At 33.1% G+C, this 19216-nt stretch carries 17 protein-coding genes and 1 riboswitch; of the genes, 1 reads left to right on the top strand and 16 read right to left on the bottom strand.

Annotated features, from left to right (window positions below):
• Positions 1-117: 117 nt before the first annotated feature.
• The 10 genes from OCU55_RS22585 to OCU55_RS22540 all read right to left on the bottom strand — a co-directional run bounded on the left by OCU55_RS22585 (position 118) and on the right by OCU55_RS22540 (position 10585).
• Entirely contained in the window at positions 118-1500 is a 1383-nt protein-coding gene (locus OCU55_RS22585) for a VanW family protein (protein ID WP_261854552.1), read from the bottom strand.
• A gap of 188 nt (positions 1501-1688) precedes the next feature.
• Positions 1689-2117, bottom strand: coding sequence for a hypothetical protein (locus tag OCU55_RS22580; RefSeq protein ID WP_261854551.1), 429 nt, complete (start codon positions 2115-2117; stop codon positions 1689-1691).
• A 154-nt stretch (positions 2118-2271) separates the two neighbouring features.
• Entirely contained in the window at positions 2272-2589 is a 318-nt protein-coding gene (locus OCU55_RS22575; RefSeq protein WP_261854550.1) for a hypothetical protein, read from the bottom strand.
• A 391-nt stretch (positions 2590-2980) separates the two neighbouring features.
• The gene (locus tag OCU55_RS22570; RefSeq protein ID WP_261854549.1) at positions 2981-3319 is read right to left on the bottom strand and encodes an arsenate reductase family protein; all 339 of its coding nucleotides are present in this window, start codon (positions 3317-3319) and stop codon (positions 2981-2983) included.
• 32 nt (positions 3320-3351) lie between these two features.
• The gene (locus OCU55_RS22565; protein ID WP_261854548.1) at positions 3352-3846 is read right to left on the bottom strand and encodes a hypothetical protein; all 495 of its coding nucleotides are present in this window, start codon (positions 3844-3846) and stop codon (positions 3352-3354) included.
• 195 nt (positions 3847-4041) lie between these two features.
• Complete coding sequence (locus OCU55_RS22560; protein ID WP_261854547.1) at positions 4042-5337, bottom strand: homoserine dehydrogenase; 1296 nt, start codon at positions 5335-5337, stop codon at positions 4042-4044.
• A 149-nt stretch (positions 5338-5486) separates the two neighbouring features.
• Positions 5487-6806, bottom strand: coding sequence for an aspartate kinase (locus OCU55_RS22555; RefSeq protein WP_261854546.1), 1320 nt, complete (start codon positions 6804-6806; stop codon positions 5487-5489).
• Positions 6807-6919: 113 nt separating this feature from the next.
• Positions 6920-7807 carry a homoserine kinase gene (thrB, locus tag OCU55_RS22550; protein WP_261854545.1) on the bottom strand — a complete coding sequence of 296 codons (888 nt, stop codon included), beginning with the start codon at positions 7805-7807 and terminating at the stop codon, positions 6920-6922.
• Between the two features lie 8 nt (positions 7808-7815).
• Positions 7816-9297 carry a threonine synthase gene (gene thrC / locus OCU55_RS22545; protein ID WP_261854544.1) on the bottom strand — a complete coding sequence of 494 codons (1482 nt, stop codon included), beginning with the start codon at positions 9295-9297 and terminating at the stop codon, positions 7816-7818.
• A gap of 191 nt (positions 9298-9488) precedes the next feature.
• Positions 9489-9580: riboswitch (glycine riboswitch) on the bottom strand.
• A 411-nt stretch (positions 9581-9991) separates the two neighbouring features.
• Positions 9992-10585 (bottom strand): hypothetical protein, encoded by a 594-nt coding sequence (locus tag OCU55_RS22540; protein WP_261854543.1) that lies wholly within the window; start codon positions 10583-10585, stop codon positions 9992-9994.
• Positions 10586-10909: 324 nt separating this feature from the next.
• On the opposite strand from OCU55_RS22540, the gene OCU55_RS22535 reads away from it, so the two are divergent.
• Complete coding sequence (locus OCU55_RS22535) at positions 10910-13375, top strand: Ig-like domain-containing protein (RefSeq protein WP_261854542.1); 2466 nt, start codon at positions 10910-10912, stop codon at positions 13373-13375.
• Positions 13376-13498: 123 nt separating this feature from the next.
• Here the strand turns inward: OCU55_RS22535 and OCU55_RS22530 are convergent, their stop codons facing one another.
• From OCU55_RS22530 to OCU55_RS22505, 6 genes are all read right to left on the bottom strand, one after another.
• Positions 13499-13693, bottom strand: a complete 195-nt coding sequence (locus OCU55_RS22530; RefSeq protein WP_261854541.1) for a DUF6440 family protein — start codon at positions 13691-13693, stop codon at positions 13499-13501.
• A 78-nt stretch (positions 13694-13771) separates the two neighbouring features.
• A complete protein-coding gene (locus OCU55_RS22525; protein WP_261854540.1) occupies positions 13772-14119 on the bottom strand; it encodes an RHS repeat-associated core domain-containing protein in 348 nt (115 codons plus the stop codon).
• Positions 14120-14890: 771 nt separating this feature from the next.
• The gene (locus tag OCU55_RS22520; RefSeq protein WP_261854539.1) at positions 14891-15397 is read right to left on the bottom strand and encodes a hypothetical protein; all 507 of its coding nucleotides are present in this window, start codon (positions 15395-15397) and stop codon (positions 14891-14893) included.
• Positions 15398-15417: 20 nt separating this feature from the next.
• Positions 15418-17001 (bottom strand): RHS repeat-associated core domain-containing protein, encoded by a 1584-nt coding sequence (locus OCU55_RS22515; protein ID WP_261854538.1) that lies wholly within the window; start codon positions 16999-17001, stop codon positions 15418-15420.
• A gap of 290 nt (positions 17002-17291) precedes the next feature.
• Positions 17292-17849 (bottom strand): CPCC family cysteine-rich protein, encoded by a 558-nt coding sequence (locus OCU55_RS22510; RefSeq protein ID WP_261854537.1) that lies wholly within the window; start codon positions 17847-17849, stop codon positions 17292-17294.
• 18 nt (positions 17850-17867) lie between these two features.
• Positions 17868-19216 (bottom strand): RHS repeat-associated core domain-containing protein (locus OCU55_RS22505; protein ID WP_261854536.1); only part of this gene is annotated, 1349 nt, incomplete at its 5' end.

The following is a 19216-nucleotide window of genomic DNA, read 5'->3' as shown; positions in this document are numbered from 1 at the left end:
AAAAAAATCCGCTGAAGCCACCTTATTCAGCGAATTTTTTTGCGCATCTGCCTTTCCGGATGCATATAAAAAGAATCTGGCAGGCGATATATTTTTTCTTTTTACAATTGTTTCATATTAGTCTCTTTTAGTTCCTATCCGTCTTACCCCATCTTTCTTAATATAGGTATCATAAGCTACAGCTTCCCTTGCTATTTCTTTGCCATTTTCATAAGTGACTAAATAAGACTTAACCTTATAGCCGTCAATTGGTTTTTCATCCATTACTATTTGTCCCTCTGGCAGAGTCGGATCATTCACTTCATTAACCATAGCTTGGATTACAACAGGGGCATCTGATACCAAGTCGTATCTCTTGCTACCCAATCCAGCTTTACTACCATATATATTAAAACTTACAGATCTTCCACTGGTCATGGCTTCTATGTAAATAGGAAAATCATATGTGTTTTTAAACTTATAATCTAGATATCCCCAAGTCACTGTAGCATCAAGCCCAAGCGGTGAATAAGTCGCCTTAAAAGAATGGTTATGCCTCTCCACTGCTTTAAGATTGGCCCTCATAGCAGCTCTATACAAGGTTGTAGAAACTTGACATATGCCGCCACCTACATCATCAACCACTTCATTATTTTTATAGATCGGAGCCTCCATGTAACCCTTTTCGTAAGTCCTTTCACCTAACGTTTTATTATAACTAAAAACCTCTCCCGGCATAACTACTTTTCCGTTGCAAGCCTTTGCAGCTATTGCTATATTATTAGCTCTAGCTTCGGTTGAGGTAGAATAATCCGTTGAGAATGAAGCCAAAACTCCATCAATCCTTGAGAGCTGTTCTTTAGTTATCTTTGCATTAGCCACTTTTATCTCACCATTAACCGATATATCCTTATTCCAGGATCCAGTTAATGCTTCCTTCAAACTTTTATCAAGTAATTCCTTATTTAAAACAGCTCCACTTTGCTCTTCATTTATTGTAATTGACTGATTGATTATATTTATTGAAGCATCTTTAGGTTTTTTGTCTATCTTAGAGGCAATACTTTTTTCAAACTTATTTAATTCTTCACTATCATATTTAAAATTGAGATTTATATTAGTTATTGGACCACTTTTTATTAACCTCTTCCTATCTAGAAGCCCTTTGTCTTTTCCATACTTAAGTGCTTCGTTCACAGCAGTTTCTATATCATACTGTGGTTTTATTGTTTTATAGTCTAATTGAAATTTCTTTTCCTGAACCTTTACAATTATTTTTTTATCATCCGCAAGCTTTCTAAGTTCATCATTTAATAATTGTACCGCTTCAGCCTTTGACTTACCTGACAAATCTATTCCTTCTATCCTTACTCTACTATATATTTTATTATCCCATTGCTTTACGTAATTCTCAATGGAATGCCAATATGTAATAGCTGAAACTCCCACAACAATTACACCAGCAGTAGCAGCAATTATTAAGGATTTCATATTATTATTTCTTTTAGCTCTGCTTAGCATATAATTTTCCTCCGTTAGTTCGGCTACAAAGTTTCTACTTAAATCATTATGCTCGATCCAGGAACCTTTTAAGACTCTTCTTTACGAAACATAGACTTCTTTTGAAACAATATTACCTGTATGTAATATTATTACAGAACTTAAGAGAAAAATATTCCTTAAAAGTAGATTTATAATTTAAAAGTTTATTAAATCTTCCCCTTGCTATTAAATATATCCTTTATAAAATCATTATATTGAGGTTGCGATATTATATAGCTCTTTTCTCCACAAAAAAGCAAATATCCATTCCTGTAGGGATACATACTAAAACAACTCTTTGATTTTAAATATACATCTAATGAATTCGTAACACCTTTAGGATCAGGCCCATTGTACTGTTGGACATCGTCTCCGGAATTACTTATTAATCCTATTAAGGTTTGTACCTCATCTTTAGACAAAACTCTAGCTGATATATCAGCATAGGAAACTTCAACCCTATCTATCTTATCTTCAGTAATACTTTTTACCTTATAAAAATCATATTCTTTTTCCTTAGCACCGCAACTTACTAAACCAAAACACATAATTAATAATATAATCCCACAAATAATCTTAACATTTATTTTTTTCAATTATAATCACCACACAAATAACACTTCAATTATAATACGAAAGAAAAAGAATATAGTTACACCAATTTATAATATTTATAAATAATTTTATGTAGCATTCTTAAAGATATCACCTATCTTTAAATGAAAATAACCCTTACTTCTTAAACTCAAATTAAAACACCAAATTAAATATTATTATAAGAGTCAAAAGAGCAAGTACAAATATGGCAGAATTCTTTCCGGCTTTTGCCCACCTATGATCTTCATATTTATCTCCAATAAAGTACGCTATCACCACCATAGCTAAAGCGTAGAATAAAGTATAATGAACTCCAACATGACCATTAGACCAAGCCTTGAGACCAAAGGAATCTAATATAACATCTCCAAGTACTATATTATTGCCAAAACTAAAAGATAGAATAAGAGCTAATACTAACATGATTGGAGAACAAGTTCCTATACCTACCCTTTTTCTTACTTTATCCAAGTTACTCACCCGCTTCTATTAAGGTATTTTAACTTTATAAACTAGTGTAATTTCTAAATGTTTTATTGTTTATATTATCTTCCAAAATGGATTTAATATGCTATTAGTTACAAATACTATCGCATTAATACGTATCTATAATATTATAGAATATTTGGTATAATATTACAATTTATTTCGTATTTTTATCACTAAAACCCAGTTTATACAAGTTTAATTCATATAAATATGACTAAGCTATTTTTGTTTTAATCTTTTCACCAATATATGCCTATACGTATATCTGAAATATAATTTCCTAAAAAATAAAAAGTCATTATTAAACCTTATCAAAAATGTATAACTACAGCTTATAATCTTCGATAAAAAGTCTAATAATGACTTAACTTTTCTACTCCCAGTTTTCCCATACCTTAGGCTCATAACCCACAGTTGCAAGTTTTCCATTTCTAACAATAGGTGTCTTATACAGCTTAGGGTTGTTTAAAAGTATCTCTTCCTTTACACTATTGTTAATAATGCGGTGTAAATTTAATCTTTCATAATCCTTACATTCTTTGTTTATTAGATTACTTAGACCCACAGCATTCCTTACTGTTTCTAGCTCTCTCTTTCCTAAACCTACCATGCTTAAATCAATAAACTGGTACTTTATTTTTCTTTCCTTAAAATATCTCTCTGCTTTCTTGGTATCAAAGCACTTCTTCACTCCGTATATTTGAATATTCATATTATCTTCTCCTGATCTAGATAGTGCTATAATTAAGATTCATTTATTCTCCCACAAATAGTTTCTTGAATCTCATCATCTATTTTGCTTATATTTCTTATCTTATAGCTATTTTTACTTCTTATATACTTAACATCAACTATATATTCTTCTAACATACCATTTTTATTAACGACTAACTTTACAGTTCCACTTGGATAATCTACATTATCCACCCTAACTTCTTTGCATCTTTCTATCCTCACGCCATTCGCTCTTTGCTGCTTAAGCTTTTTAATCCAATTACCTCTTTTATTATTTTCGTTTAAAGTAATATTACTTTCCTTATCTATCCCACCATAATCTAAAAACATAAAAGCATCTTCATATTTTTCTTCAATTATATTATTGAAAAACTGTTCTGTTTTATATTTTAGCGTTTCTTTTTCGCTCTTCTTTACCACTGGGTATCCAACAGCAAAGATAACTATTAATATCAATATACTTACTATTTTTTTGTTATCTCTGAGCCTCTTATAAAGGTTCATATAAATCTCTCCTAAGGTTTATTTTATATATAATAATTTACAGAATTTTTTTACAAATATAGTTAATACTAATATTTCATATTAAACAATTATTGTCAATATATATAATTTTTTTATCGATCATTAGTTGTTTTTACAAAAAAATAAATCCCCAGAATATATTTTAAATACTGGAGATTTATTTCAGAGACTATTTTATTTCAACCCTAGTTTCTCTATTCTTATTACATTTTCAACCTTTTTTATTATATCCAAATCATTAATCTTTTCTAGAGATTTATTTATTCTTCCTTCTAAAGTATCATGAGTTACAATAACTATAGAAACAAGCCCCTTATCTTCTCTTCTAGCCTTCTGTATGAATGAAGCTATACTTACTTGTTCTTGTCCGAATATAGTAGCTATTTCGCCTAAAACACCTGGCATATCTTTTACTGTTATTCTTAGATAATACTTAGCATCTATATTATCCATAGGAGCTATTTCTTTGTCCTCATATCTACTTGTTACTATACTTGCTCTATCGCCATCATTTCTTAATACAGATATTATATCTCCAACTACAGCACTACCTGTTGGAAGCTCTCCTGCTCCTCTTCCATAAAGCATAAGATCTCCTACTGCATTTCCTTTTATAAAGATAGCATTAAAAGAATCATTAACATTTGCTAAAGGGTGTATTGACGGAATCATTGTTGGGTGAACCCTAAGTTCTAACTTTCCATCCACCTCTTTTACTATAGCCAGCAACTTAATAACATATCCAAGTTCTTTAGCGTACTCTATATCCTTTGAAGTAATCCTAGTTATTCCTTCTCTATAGATACTATCTACATCAACATTTGTTTCAAATGCAAGAGTTGTCAATATTGCAAGCTTGTATGCGGCATCATAGCTTTCTATATCAGATGTTGGATCTGCTTCTGCATATCCCTTTTCCTGCGCTTCTTTCAACGCATCCTCAAAGTCCATTCCTTCTAGCGTCATCTTAGTTAAGATATAATTTGTAGTACCATTTATTATTCCTATAACTTCTTCAATCTTGTTTGCAGTTAAGCTCTCATTGATTCCATGGATGACAGGTATTCCACCAGCTACACTAGCTTCAAAATTCACTATAACTTCGTTCTTTTCAGCTGCTTCAAATATCTCTTTTCCATTAGTTGCTATGAGTAGCTTATTTGCAGTAACTACATGCTTTCTCTCTTTTATAGCTCTTAATATATAGTCCTTTGCAGGCTGTAAACCACCCATTACCTCAACTATTATCTTAATACTGTCATCGTTAAAGATTTCTTCAGCATCAGTTGTAACAAGCTCTTGCGGCACTTCCACATCTCTTGCTTTGTTTTTATCTCTAACTAATATCTTTGCAATCTCTATATCATACCCAGCTCTTTTTATAATAGCTTCTCTATTAGTGTTTAATATATTCCAAACACCTTTACCTACATTACCTAGCCCTAATAATGCAATTCTTACTTTTTCCATTATAATTCTCCCTCTTCAATGTATTCTTAATATATTGACCTGTTGGGTTATAAAGATCCATCCCTTCAATCCTAAACCTATTTCTAATATGAAGCGATACATCTATATAATCAGTCCTAATACCCCAATTATCTACTAAAAAAATAATATTACTTAACGAAAGCCCCATAAATAGCTCTATAAGCCTTTTCAAAATCTCCATTTTCTACACCAATTATTACGTTTATTTCACTTGAACCTTGGTTTATCATTCTTACATTAACGTCCGCTTCTGAAAGACTTTTAAATATATTAGTAGCAACCCCTTTAGTTCTATTCATCCCCTTACCAACAGTGGCTATTAAAGCCATACTAGGATGAACTTCTACAGTATCTGGATTACACTGTCTTTTTATCTCTTCAAGTATAATTTCAAGCTTATCTGCTACCTGGCTCTCCTCTATAACTAAAGATACAGAGTCTATTCCTGCTGGCATATTTTCAAAAGAAACTCCGTTGCTTTCAAGTATTGTTAAAAGCTTTCTGCAAAAACCTTGTTCAAGGTTCATAAGCATTTTTTGAATTGCAATTACAACAAAGTCCTTCTTACCTGCTATACCTGTAATTGTATCTCCATAGGTTTGAACTCTCTGCTCGTCAACTATGAAAGTTCCTTTATCTGAAGGTTTATTAGTATTTCTTATATTTATAGGTATGCCTACATCTCTAACAGGGAAAATACTTTCTTCATGAAGCACTTTTGCTCCCATATAAGATAACTCTCTAAGTTCCTTATAAGTTACATATTCTATGGACTTTGGATTCTCAACTATATTAGGGTCTGCCATTAAGAAACCAGAAACATCAGTCCAGTTCTCATAAAGCTTAGCACTAGTACACCTTGCTATTATGGCTCCTGTGATATCTGATCCCCCTCTAGAAAAAGTCTTTATTTTTCCATCAGGCATAGCTCCATAAAATCCAGGTATAACAGCCTTTTCTACATCTTTTAGTCTTTCTCTTACAGCAACTTCAGTAGCAGCCATATCTAAAGTCCCAAAATGTTTAAACTTTATTATCTCTGCAGCATCAACAAATTCGTAGTTTAGAAATGCTGCAAGTAATAATCCATTTAAATATTCTCCTCTGCTAGCAGTATAATCTGCCGAAGCACCTTCTTCTATCTTTTGTTTTATTTCCTGCAGGTACTTTTCTATATCAATGTCAACCTTAAGATCTAAAGCCAAAGTCTTATATCTATCTTCTATATGCCTAAATACATCTTCAAAGGATATTTCATTCTTAGCATGCTCATAGCAAAGATATAATAAATCAGTTATCTTATAGTCCTTTTTAAATCTTTTTCCTGGTGCTGAAGGCACAACAAATCTTCTTCGTGGGTCTTCAATAACAATGTTTTTAACTTTATTAAACTGTTCACTGTCTGCTAGTGAACTACCTCCAAATTTAGCTACAACTACATCACTCATACTTTTCCCCCTAATTATTTATAAATTTGCTATATTGCTTAAACAAACTTAGCTTATAAATACAATAAAATTAATATCATAATAAAATATAAAATTATCTTTAAACCTAAATATTATAGACTCGAAACTATAGCCCCATCATTATCGATATCCACTTCTAACACCTGCCAGTTATTTTTAAGTGTATCTAAATAACTTTTTATATTTGTAGAAAAATCTTTATCATCTTTTCTTAGCATAACCATAATAGTTGGTCCAGCTCCACTTAGAAACACAGCTAAGGCATTTTGCTTATTGCATTCACTCTTTATATCATAAAAATTTTCTATAAGTCCTGCTCTATAATCCTCATGAAGCTTATCTTTGCAAGCTACCTTAAGAAGATCTAAATCACCATTTGATAAAGCAGATATCATAAGAGCTACTCTGCCTATATTATAAACACCTTGCTTATAATCAATACTCTTCGGAAGTACTGCTCTCGCCTTTTCTGTAGATAACTTAAAATCCGGTACCAATACACAAAGTTTAATATCTTCCTTTATATTTATTTTGTTATATATAGTCTTATCCTCTTCTGTAACTGAAACAGTCATCCCACCATATAAAGCAGGAGTTATATTATCAGGATGTCCCTCCATCTCTGCAGATAGTTCTAAAACTTCTTCTTTACTCAAAGGACTTCCTGCAAGTTCATTCGCAGCTAATATCCCACCAACTACACAGGCTGCACTACTTCCAAGTCCTCTCGAGACTGGTATATCACTTTCAATCTTTATACTTAATCCTTTTGGTTGATATTTAATCTTATCAAAGCATTTTTTCATGGCTACATAAATTAAATTATCTTCGTTCTTAAACTCTTCATCACAGCCTTCAAAAACAAGCCCTTCTTCTATTTCTTCTACAACAAATCTATTATATTTCTTTACTGCTATTCCAAGGCAATCAAACCCCGGTCCTATATTTGCACTTGTTGCAGGAACTCTAACCTCTACCATATCATCACCTATAAACCCAAAAATTCTTTAATTATAGTTCTCATATTTTCTTTATTACATGTTGCCTTATGGATTACCGGTTTACTTTCTAAGTTCAATATACCTTTAGGTATTTTAATATCAAAATTCTTAGAAAGAGTTTCTACCATCTGAAAATCTGAAGCTTCTTTCTGTTCAAAATTAAGCGCTTCATTAACACTTCTAGGGAACTTAAAAGGACTGGCTGTGGATGCTATCACTGTTACCGCATCATCCTTTATTTCATTTTTATATTTTTCAAAAACTTTGTAAGCCACAGCAGTATGTGTATCTATTACATATCTTGATGAGTCATACACTTTTCTTATTGCATCAACAGTTTCTTCTTCTGTAGCAAAGTCTCCGTAGAACTCTTTAAGCCTATCTTTCATAGCTTCACTTACTTCATATCTTCCTTCAGTCTTTAATTTGCTCATAAGATTACTTATAAACTCTGAATCCTTACCACTTATCTCATATAAGAATCTTTCTAGATTACTAGATATTAATATATCCATTGAAGGAGAATTAGTAACTACGAACTCTCTATTTCTATCATAAACACCTGTATTTATAAAATCAGTGAGTACCTTATTCTCATTTGAAGCGCATATAAATCTTTCTATAGGTAATCCCATGTTTTTAGCATAAAAAGCAGCTAGTATATTACCAAAATTACCTGTAGGTACTACCACATTTATTTTTTGTCCATCCTTAAGCTTTCCTTCTTTTAATAAACTTACATACGAGTATACATAGTAAACTACTTGAGGTATTAGTCTTCCTATATTTATGGAGTTTGCAGAAGATAGCATATATCCTTTATCCTCTAGCTCTTTATTGAAATCATCATCCCCGAATATATCTTTCACTCCATTTTGAGCATCGTCAAAGTTTCCTTCTATACCCACAACAAAGGTGTTATCCCCTTCTTGAGTTACCATCTGTCTTCTTTGAATCTCACTTACTCCGTCTTTTGGGTAAAAAACTATTATCTTAGTTCCATCAACCTTTGCAAAGCCTTCAAGTGCAGCCTTACCAGTATCCCCAGAGGTAGCAGTAAGAATAACTATATCCTTATCTATTCCTGTTTTATTTGCTGCTGTCTTAACAAGGTATGGAAGTATACTTAAAGCCATATCTTTAAATGCTAAGGTTTTCCCATGGAAAAGCTCTAAAAAATATGCTCCCCCTGCGTATTTTAATGGTGCTATTAAAGGATTTTCAAACTTTTCATCATAAGCCCCGTCTATGCATGCTTTAAGTTCTTCATCAGAAAAATCATCAAGATATTTCTTTAAGATATAAAATGCTAACTCCTTATAATTCATTTCTTTTAGTTCATCAAAGGATTTTTCTATCCTTGGAAAGCTCTCTGGAACAAATAAACCTCCATCTTCAGCTATGCCCCTAACTATAGCTTCTGAAGCTTTGACCAAGTTTTCTTTTCCCCTTGTACTTTTATAAAACACTATTTTAGCCCCCTTTAGGTAATTAAAAATTTTCTTATTCTTTAACAAATCTCTTTATATAGACAAAAAAACTTAATAAATATAAACAAAAAGAGACTAGTATTAAACTTAGTCTCTGGAAATACGGCTTTTGATATTCAAATAACTCAAAAAAAGCTTAATAAGCTAGAAAAGTTAAACTGAATACAATATCAAAATCCCCTGTCCTTTTACCTGAGAGTTTCACCACATCTTTATGGCTTTCCCCTTCGGTGCTCCTTTGAGTCTCTCCAGAGGTTCGTCCAATAACGGTTTAATCCCGCTACCTTCATCCGAATCTATAAAATTATTGTAATTATATATCAAAATATTCTAACAAGTCAATAAAATAGTCAGAAATATATGAATTTAATAGATATACCATTTTATTAATTGTTTTCAATAGGATATTTGTAATCGAGGATGGAGGTTATTTATAAAATGGTATATCTAAAGATGTATCACTTCAATCCTAAGACTATTTTCAAAACTCCTCCATGTTCTGGGAGGAGAATTTGAAAATATAAATTATATAATGAAGTGATACATCTATCCTTAGCATATAATCTAGTATATGTCTTATTGATGAAGATGTACCATTTGTTAATAAAACTTATATTTCTAAAAGCAAACTTCTTGTCCAACTTGTGCAGTGCATCATACAAATCTACTACGCTCATTCATCTCTATTTAGATTTATAGCATTTCTTGTTGCTATAAGGAAGTCTTTAAATTCATCCTTTGGCACAATGAGCTTTAATATCCTCGTCTTCTGTCTTTTTGCCTTAACAGTTATTTTTACTACCTTATTTAATGAACGATCAGAAGTATATCCTTCTTCAACCTCTTCAACTCTATTCCAGGGTATAATCTCTCCATCAACTGCAAGTATACCTTCTCTACTTATTATAGTGCTTGCATTACTTTCTTTAATTTCAAAAAATAACACAACTACTATCATCATTACCACTATAACAAACTGTATTGAGTATATTGATGTAGGATTTTCAAAGCTTTGAAACCATCCCCACACCGTGCTAGTATCTTGATGCATGTCCCTATTACTTGAAGCAACTTCTACCAAAACCAAGATTGCCAACGGAGCTAAAACTAAATCCAAAATTAAAGCCCATTTACTTCTACTCTTGTATTCAAACCACTTTTCTCTTATAAGACCAACATTTAAAACTCTATCATTATAGCTTTTTATCAGTTTTATTATAGTAAAAACATAACTTAACAATATAAAAAGCACGTATAAACTTGTCATACACCCAATACCCCTTTACATTTTTAACTACCATTTTACGTACACCAATATCTTAAGCTTAAATATTATATTGAAATTAAAATGTCAACTACTGCTACTTTAATAAGATTTACAAAGAATTAATAGCCCTATTATACAACATACTGTTTAATTTGTTAATATAATACTTTTATGTATCATATTTTAATATAATAACAATATTTAATTACACAAGATAATTTATTAACGATTATTTTACCTACTATTAACTTTATATGTATAATTTTAGTGTATTATTATATAAATAATTGAGTATTATTACTAAATACATAAAAGGAGGATATTATGTTAAACAAAAATCTAAGAAAAAAACTAGCCCTATCTCTAATTTCTGCTTTTGCATTATCTCAACTCTTTAATTTCTCACCTTTCCCTAGCCCTCATAAGGTTGTTACAGTGAAGGCTGATACTTTAACATATAGCTGGAACAACACTATACCTGAAAAAACTCCAGCCGCAGGTGCAAGTAATGGAAAACTGGTGCTTTTCGATAACTCCCATGATGAGACTGCTGGTGCAGCCGACTGGGTTTTAGATGGAGGTTTCTCTGATTTTGCAGATGCTCTTGTTTCAAAAGGATATACTGTAAGAGAATACAGAGGAATTGATAAAGATGGTGATGGAGCAATCCGTTATTATGATGACAGACAATCAACTAATGTAGACAAGAATGAAGCAGTAATAACCTATGATTCTATAAAAAACGCTGATGTTTTTGTAATGGCAGAAGCCAACAGACCTCTCACTCAAGCTGAGTACTCAGCTCTTAAGCAATTTGTTGATTCAGGTAAAGGACTGTTTTTTATTGCCGATCATTACAACTCTGATAGAAACACTAATACCTGGGACTCAACAGAAGTCTATAATGGTTACAATAGATCTACCGATACTAAATACAATATTGGTGGCGTTTACGGGGATATGAGAAATCCTCAAAGTGCAACCTCAGGATGGCTTGCACAAAATTTTGGAATCAGATATAGATTTAATGCTATTGATTGCAAAAACGGTGTTTCTGGAGTAAAAGCTTCCTCATATTCAGAAGGAATAACTACTGGTGTATCCCCTATTCTTATGGCTGCAGGCTCAACTCTCGCAATAACAGATCCTAACAAAGCTAAAGGAATAGTTTACTTTTCATCTACAGATAGCCCTGTAAAGTGGAGCAGTGCTGCTGATACCGGTCTTTATTTTGGAGGAGAAAATGAAGGACCTTATGTTGCTATCTCAAAACCAAGTGCTGGTAAAGCTGCATTTATTGGCGATTCTTCTCCTATAGAAGATGCTACTCCAAAATATCTAAGAGAAGATACAGGCAAAGCAAAATCAACTTACCCAGGTTGGACTGATACTGGAAATGCCGCTACTCTTTGCACTAACATAGTTAATTGGTTGTCCAACAGTGAAAGCTATGTAGGTTTTGATGGAGTTAATCACGCCAAAGGTACTGCCACTCCAACTCCAATGGCTGATGTTGAAAAGACTCAAACTCAAGCTGAACCTTGGACTACTCCAAGCTACGACCCTTGGAATACAGACAACTTTGCTAACGGTTCCTACGGAGCACCTTATAGCTCTTCAGGTTCTTCTGGTGGAGGTACAACTACTGGTTTAGTAAAGCTTTCTTTATATCCTTCATATGTTTACGTAAATGAACCTTTCGCTATCGTAGATGGTGGTACAGCTTCAAACCCTCAAATTGGTGCTTATAATACTAGTACTGGGACTCAAATAGGTCAGCTACTGGTAAATGGAAGTTGGACTTCAGCTGGCTACAATACAATCTCAGGAACTGGCCCTTTAGCCGCAACTATTAGAGTAAATACCTTAGCTTCTTCTACTACCTTAAAACTTAGAACTTCTGATTCCTCTACATCTGATAAGCAAGCTGTAACAGGCTTATCCTCTGGATACGGATATCTTCAAGGAACAATTCCAAATTCACAACCTACGGATATAGTAGCTGCTGTTCAAAGCGGAGTTATACTAGGAACCGCTCAAGTAGACTCAAACAACCAAGCTAAAATAGCAGCAAAATCAGGCTCTGGAATCACGCTTTCTCTTTATTCATCAACAGGAGCAAAGAAAGCAGATTTAACTGGAACTTATACTGTATCAAACAGTCAAACTACTGCAATAGGAACTTCTACCGTTGTTCCAGTTACTTCAGTAAGTCTTGATAAAACCACTTTAAGTTTAACTACTGGCACTTCTTCAACACTAATAGCTACTGTTGCTCCTTCAAATGCTACTAACAAAAATGTTACATGGACCAGTAGCAATACTTCTGTGGCAACAGTACAAAATGGCACTGTAACTGCTGTAGCTGCAGGTACTGCAACAATAACAGTTACAACTCAAGATGGAAGCAAAATAGCTACTTGTACCGTTACAGTTACCGCTCCTACTTCTGGAGATACTTACGAGCCTAACAACAGTACTACTAGTGCTTATCCTATAGCTTCTGGCTATACCTTAAGCTCATATATTTATAGTTCTTCAGATGTAGATTACTATAAACTTACTGTAACCACTTCAAAATCCTTTACTATTTCACTAACAAATCTACCAAAGGATTATGATCTTACATTATATGATGCAAACGGCAATTATATAGATTACTCAGAGAATTCTGGTACAACTTCTGAGACTTTAACTGATACCTTATCAGCTGGGACTTACTATATACAGGTTGTAGGTTATAACGGAGCATATAGCACTACAACACCATACAAGTTAACAGTTAACTAAGATTATCTAATTTACACTTTTTATATACAACCAAAAACCATGCATATGGGATTATAACTCCTTGTATGCATGGTTTTATTTATAAACAAATCTTCAAAACTTATATATACTTATCAATATCTACTAAACTTCAGTTATTAATATCTTTCCATCCTTATCAAGCACAGGTGTAACTGATAATCCAGATGTACCTTGAGTAATCATATAATTAACCCCTGTCTTTGAATCCTGCACTACAGTAACACTCATGAAATTGACCATTTCATCAGAGATAATATTAAATCTCTTTTCTTTTTCATTTTTATTATTTCCAAACATAATATTCTCCACCCTTTTATAATTTCTATCTAATATATCTTTCATAGACATTAATTATTCCATAAAACTCAAGCTTATTCAAATGAATAGTTTTTCACTTTCAGGTTCATAGTATCTTGCTCTTAAGTATTCTAAACCGCTAAGTCTATTATAATCCTCTCCATTATATCCGTAGAAGTTTTCGTAGTGAGTTGCATTACTTCCCCAGAAGCCGCCATGTTTAACTTCTCCATATGGGTCATATCTATACTTGTCTTTTACTTGTCCTAAAGAATTGGTCACATCTGATACACTGCCTCTTCCATCATACAAGTAGAATAATGGATCAGTCTTAGCATCACTATCTGGTGATAGTTTATCTATTGATATTCTGTCTAATCCATAAGTATATGCATTAGTGTAGTTCCCATCTGCATCTGAAGTCATCAACACTTCTGGATTTTCTAGAGACACATCGTTTATATAATTTATTATCTCATAATTTTCTGGTGTGTCTAGTGGATCTTGGCTTCCTGGATTCTTTGGATGGTCTGCTCTCTTGTACCAACCTAAGTGCTTACCATTATTTCATTTGTTATTGTTATTGTTTTTGCCTTTTTCATTGTTACCGCTATTTTTTCCGTTTATTATCTAAACAAATCTCAACTATTTTCTCTAAATCATAGCCTATTTTTAATCTGTCCTTAGAACTTTTATAACTATTTCCTTCATATTACTTGTAGTTACCAATCAACTATTTAATAAATGGATACTATTATTTATTGTTGCTACCTCATAGTTGCTTTCCATTAAAAAGTTCTTGTAACTTACTACGTAGAATCGTTGTATTGTGCCATTGAAATCAACTCTTTAGCTTTTAAAAACTCATTAAAAGCTTTAATGTCACCAACGTAGCTTTTATGGTTTTAGCACTCTTCCCATCCTCAATTAGAATTATTTTAAAATCTTCAAGTATTTGAAACATTTCTTTACTCCTTTCAATTTCTTTACATGGAAAAAGAGTCAATGCTTCTTCATTAGAAACATTGACACTTATCATTGCTATAATATATATTTAATTTTTCTTTTAGTTACAGCTCACTACATTATAATAATTATGCTACTAGTTTTTACTCTTATATCTTGTTAAATTATATTAATTACATTAAAGCCAGTTTTATGCAGTTACATTATTAAATATTTTGCATTTACTTTTTATTATTCAGGAATACTTACAAAAAACTCACCGTCTTCACAAATAATATTCCATCCCTTGTTTAAATCATTTGTAGTGAACTCAGAAATCACCCATGAATAATCCATTTCATTGTAATATGAAATGGAAATCGACTTACCACATTTAAATATGATTTTCATATTATCATCCTCAAAGTCAACTTCATCAACACTTGCTTCATCAGACCATCTTAAACAAGTTAACTCATAAGATAAAACTGGTTCTTCTGGCTCAACTAAATCTAATCCATTTGTTAATTGTTCAACCTTACTATTCCATTCATCTCTTGCACCAAACCACCAATCGCTAAGTATTGTAATTTTAACTTCTATCGGAAGTGGTTTACCATATAATTCAGCATCATTTTCTCTACTGAACTTTAACTCAAAACCAGTATGAAAAGTGAATTCTGTAAAATTTGCATTTTTCAATATTTCCCGTATAACTTCTTTTTCTTTTGAAAAGTCTTTTTTTATTTTATCGCTCATAATTTTTCACCTTCTCATTCTTAAGGTATTTGTCCATGAATATGACCTATTAATTTTCTATCACTTTTAGATACTGCTCCTATAATCCTTTCGCCATTAGGATACACATACGTTCCTGTACCAGGTATAGTATTGATTGTTCTTGGTCCTTTAAATGCACTTGCAGTACCTGGTTGTCCTGGCATTACACGAATTTCCATCGGACCATATTTCGTATTCATTTGAAATATTTCACCAATCTCACTTGTTTGACTAGTAGGTCCAATTCTTGTAGCACCTGCATTGGTTATACTATTAATCATATCTGTTTGACTAGCATGCACAGCAGTCCCATTAGAGGTTGCTATAAAGTCTACTCCTCCTGAACCACCTGAACCTTGTGCCGCTTTTGCTAATTTTTCCTCGGCATCTAACCACCTCTGTGATTTAGCTTGTGTAACCACCTCAGATATCTCATCAGCATTCTTCTCTATTACTTTAGCTAAATCTAATGCCTTTTCTCCATCTTTCACTACATCAACCGCATTGTCTGCAGTCTTAACAAGTTCAATTGCTTTTTCACCTTTTCTTGCTAGTTTTGCTGCTGTGGCTGCATCACCGGCAAATGGTATCATTGCTGCAAAGCTTAGAGCTGCATCAGACTTATTTCCTCTTGCTAATGATATCACTCCATTAGCTCCGTCTAATAGATCTCCTACTCCTGGTACAAAACCTGCTAAATCTAAGCCTAATTGGACTCCATCCAATATCTTTTCCTTATATTCATAAGCTTGGCTTGCTACATACTTAGCTCCTTCACAGCCCTTCTTCACAGTGGCTATTACTGTTCTTACTACTTCATTTGGATAATTTATAGTAGAAATTACTGGTTTTGCTAATTGTACTACCTTATTTGCTGTATTACTTATATCTCTTTTAGCTGATGAAATCTTTTCCTCTACCTTTGACGCATAAGACTTCACTGTTTGTTTTCCTGAGTTATACCAGCCACTAACAGTATCAGCCACATAGTTATAGGCATTCTTAACATTTGTCCAACCAGTAGACACCGCATCTTCCACATAAGATACTGCTTTTGATGCATAACTTGATACAGTATCAACTACATCACTAGCAAAACTACTCACAGCTGATGCAGCCTTATCAAGCCATCCTGGCCAATGTCCACTTGGGTCGGTATACATCATAGGGTTATTTAACGCATATGCATATCGATTTAGGGTCAGTGGCTGCATTACATTTCCTAAGTAACTGTCCCTTGTTAAGAATCTTCCGCTTTCAGGTTCATAGTATCTTGCTCTTAGGTAGTCTAAGCCGCTAAGTCTATTATAATCCTGTCCATTATATCCATAGAAGTTTTCATAATGAGTTGCATTACTTCCCCAGAAGCCTCCATGCTTTACTTCTCCATATGGGTCATATCTATACTTGTCTTTTACTTGTCCTAAAGAATTGGTTGTATCTGATACACTGCCTCTTCCATCGTACAAGTAGAATAATGGATCAGTCTTAGCATCACTATCTGGTGATAGTTTATCTATTGATATTCTGTCTAATCCATAAGTATATGCATTAGTATAGTTACCATCTACATCTGAAGTCATCAATACTTCTGGATTTTCTAGAGATACATCGTTTATATAATTTATTATCTCATAATTTTCTGGTGTGTCTAGAGGATCTTGGTTTCCTGGATTCTTTGGATGGTCTGCTCTCTTGTACCAACCTAAGTGCTTTCATTATTTTAGGAATAGAAAAAAGGCTAACGCCTTTTACCAGCATTAGCCTTAATTACTAGCCTGATCTATATTTGATTTTTAATATCTTTTACTCATTATTCTACAGCAAGTGTTTAATACGGTGCACAAGCATTTAGGTACATATAAAGTTTTTATTAGATAGATTTCTTATAATAACGTTTTTTTGCATCTGTTTTAATACCAGCTAATCCCACTTCCATAGCAGCGCCATAGTTATGAAAATTAGTTCTCCCTTGTTCTAGAGTCATATGATTAGAAGAACTATATCTAGAAGCTTCATCATTCCCATCGTCTTCCCAAAAACAGACTGGGCAAATTGTATACTGTCCTCGTTCTTTCAACGTTTTGTATTGGCAACACGGACATACTGATAAATTCTCTGGTTGACCCTCAACGACAACATTTTCTTTTAATATTGCTGAAAGTCGCATGGACAAATACTCATTTTTCACGCCTACAAACTTCTGTTTTAATGCTTCTATCAATAAAGGATTATATCTTGTGTCCATAACATCAAAACACGGCTCATCATACTCAAGAAGCTCTGTCTGTAGTATTGCTGGTAATGCCGCAAATTCTGAATCTTCACTATCAATTCCCCACCAATCAATTAGCAATTCTTCACGTTTTTCTTTAGTAAGCATTGTTAGTTCCTGCTCGCAAATTATTGTAACAGCTTTAATTCTCTCCAAATCGCTTTTTTCTCCCTTCTACTTTATTCCACTTAGTTGTTTTGCCAAATTAACTGCTGCCTCAAATGGGTCCGCATCTCTAAAGTCTGCCTTATAAAAAGTTCTAATTTCACGAGATTTTTCTTGTCCTACAAGAATTCGCCGAGTAGCTTCATCATATTTTATTATAAAATTACCCACTTTTGTTTCCCTGAATGCAGAATTCGACTCAGTTGCAAAGTCTTTTGCTAACTTTAAATACTGATTTTGCGTAATATCTCCAAATTCATTACCATGCTTTGCGAAGTGTTCTGCTAGTTCACCTTTGCTGAAGCCTTTCCACTTCACAGCTTCAGCTGCTCCCTTTTCTATATTTCCTATTCCACTACCAGCAACAACACTACTATCATATATAACTTCACCAGTTTTAATATTTTTATATGCTCTTACTCCATTAACTGTTATTGTTGTGAATCCTTCAAGGAATAGTGTTGAAGAAAACTCTCCTGTTAGTTTTGCCCATTCTGGGTCCATGCCCATATTAAGTGCATTCTGTTCATTAATTTGACCCCAAAGGCCTGGCCATCTATCCCAAAGATATTTACCAAAGTTCTTTGCCGCATCTATTATATTATCTGAATTCCTTAAATTTTGTACATCTCGCTGATATGGTAATAATTCACTGGAACCATCATCTGTACCTTGACTTACCTTTTCCTTATAATCATAGTTCTGACTTCCAAGAAATTGAGTTCCCTCACAGCTCTTCTTTATAGTATCCATTGCCTTTCTTACTACCTCATTTGAGTAGTTCCTTGTAGTAATCTGAGGTTGTGAGAAACATGAATTCACTCTATTAGAGTTAGTTGTGTTTTTCTTACTTACCTCTAATGGATTTTCTGGAAACCTAGGTACAGTCACAGGTTTATTAGTATAACCATTTTTGTTACCTTCATCTGGTGGATTAAAGTAATTAGCATCAGCTATACGATCCCTCACATAATCTCTAACTTTTGATACAGTATCTACCACAGTATCAACTACACTACTAGCAAAACTACTCACTGCTGATGCAGCCTTATCAAGCCAGCCTGGCCAATGTCCACTTGGGTCGGTATACATCATAGGGTTATTTAACGCATATGCATATCGATTTAGGGTCAGTGGCTGCATTACATTTCCTAAGTAACTGTCCCTTGTTAAGAATCTTCCGCTTTCAGGTTCATAGTATCTTGCTCTTAGGTAGTCTAAGCCGCTAAGTCTATTATAATCCTCTCCATTATATCCATAGAAGTTTTCATAATGAGTTGCATTACTTCCCCAGAAGCCTCCATGCTTTACTTCTCCATATGGGTCATATCTATACTTGTCTTTTACTTGTCCTAAAG

Source organism: Clostridium folliculivorans, assembly GCF_024341905.1.
Classification (GTDB): domain Bacteria; phylum Bacillota; class Clostridia; order Clostridiales; family Clostridiaceae; genus Clostridium_AR; species Clostridium_AR folliculivorans.
Note: the sequence above shows the minus strand (reverse complement) of the source record. Positions and strands in the feature narration are given on the sequence as shown.

What these genes read in the sequence shown, in the direction of transcription:
- OCU55_RS22585 (WP_261854552.1), bottom strand. Translation starts at nt 1,500, where the DNA reads ATGCTAAGCAGAGCTAAAAGAAATAATAATATGAAATCCTTAATAATT.
- OCU55_RS22570 (WP_261854549.1), bottom strand. Translation starts at nt 3,319, where the DNA reads ATGAATATTCAAATATACGGAGTGAAGAAGTGCTTTGATACCAAGAAA.
- OCU55_RS22565 (WP_261854548.1), bottom strand. Translation starts at nt 3,846, where the DNA reads ATGAACCTTTATAAGAGGCTCAGAGATAACAAAAAAATAGTAAGTATA.
- OCU55_RS22560 (WP_261854547.1), bottom strand. Translation starts at nt 5,337, where the DNA reads ATGGAAAAAGTAAGAATTGCATTATTAGGGCTAGGTAATGTAGGTAAA.
- OCU55_RS22555 (WP_261854546.1), bottom strand. Translation starts at nt 6,806, where the DNA reads ATGAGTGATGTAGTTGTAGCTAAATTTGGAGGTAGTTCACTAGCAGAC.
- thrB (WP_261854545.1), bottom strand. Translation starts at nt 7,807, where the DNA reads ATGGTAGAGGTTAGAGTTCCTGCAACAAGTGCAAATATAGGACCGGGG.
- OCU55_RS22540 (WP_261854543.1), bottom strand. Translation starts at nt 10,585, where the DNA reads ATGACAAGTTTATACGTGCTTTTTATATTGTTAAGTTATGTTTTTACT.
- OCU55_RS22535 (WP_261854542.1), top strand. Translation starts at nt 10,910, where the DNA reads ATGTTAAACAAAAATCTAAGAAAAAAACTAGCCCTATCTCTAATTTCT.
- OCU55_RS22530 (WP_261854541.1), bottom strand. Translation starts at nt 13,693, where the DNA reads ATGTTTGGAAATAATAAAAATGAAAAAGAAAAGAGATTTAATATTATC.
- OCU55_RS22525 (WP_261854540.1), bottom strand. Translation starts at nt 14,119, where the DNA reads ATGACTTCAGATGCAGATGGGAACTACACTAATGCATATACTTATGGA.
- OCU55_RS22520 (WP_261854539.1), bottom strand. Translation starts at nt 15,397, where the DNA reads ATGAGCGATAAAATAAAAAAAGACTTTTCAAAAGAAAAAGAAGTTATA.
- OCU55_RS22515 (WP_261854538.1), bottom strand. Translation starts at nt 17,001, where the DNA reads ATGACTTCAGATGTAGATGGTAACTATACTAATGCATATACTTATGGA.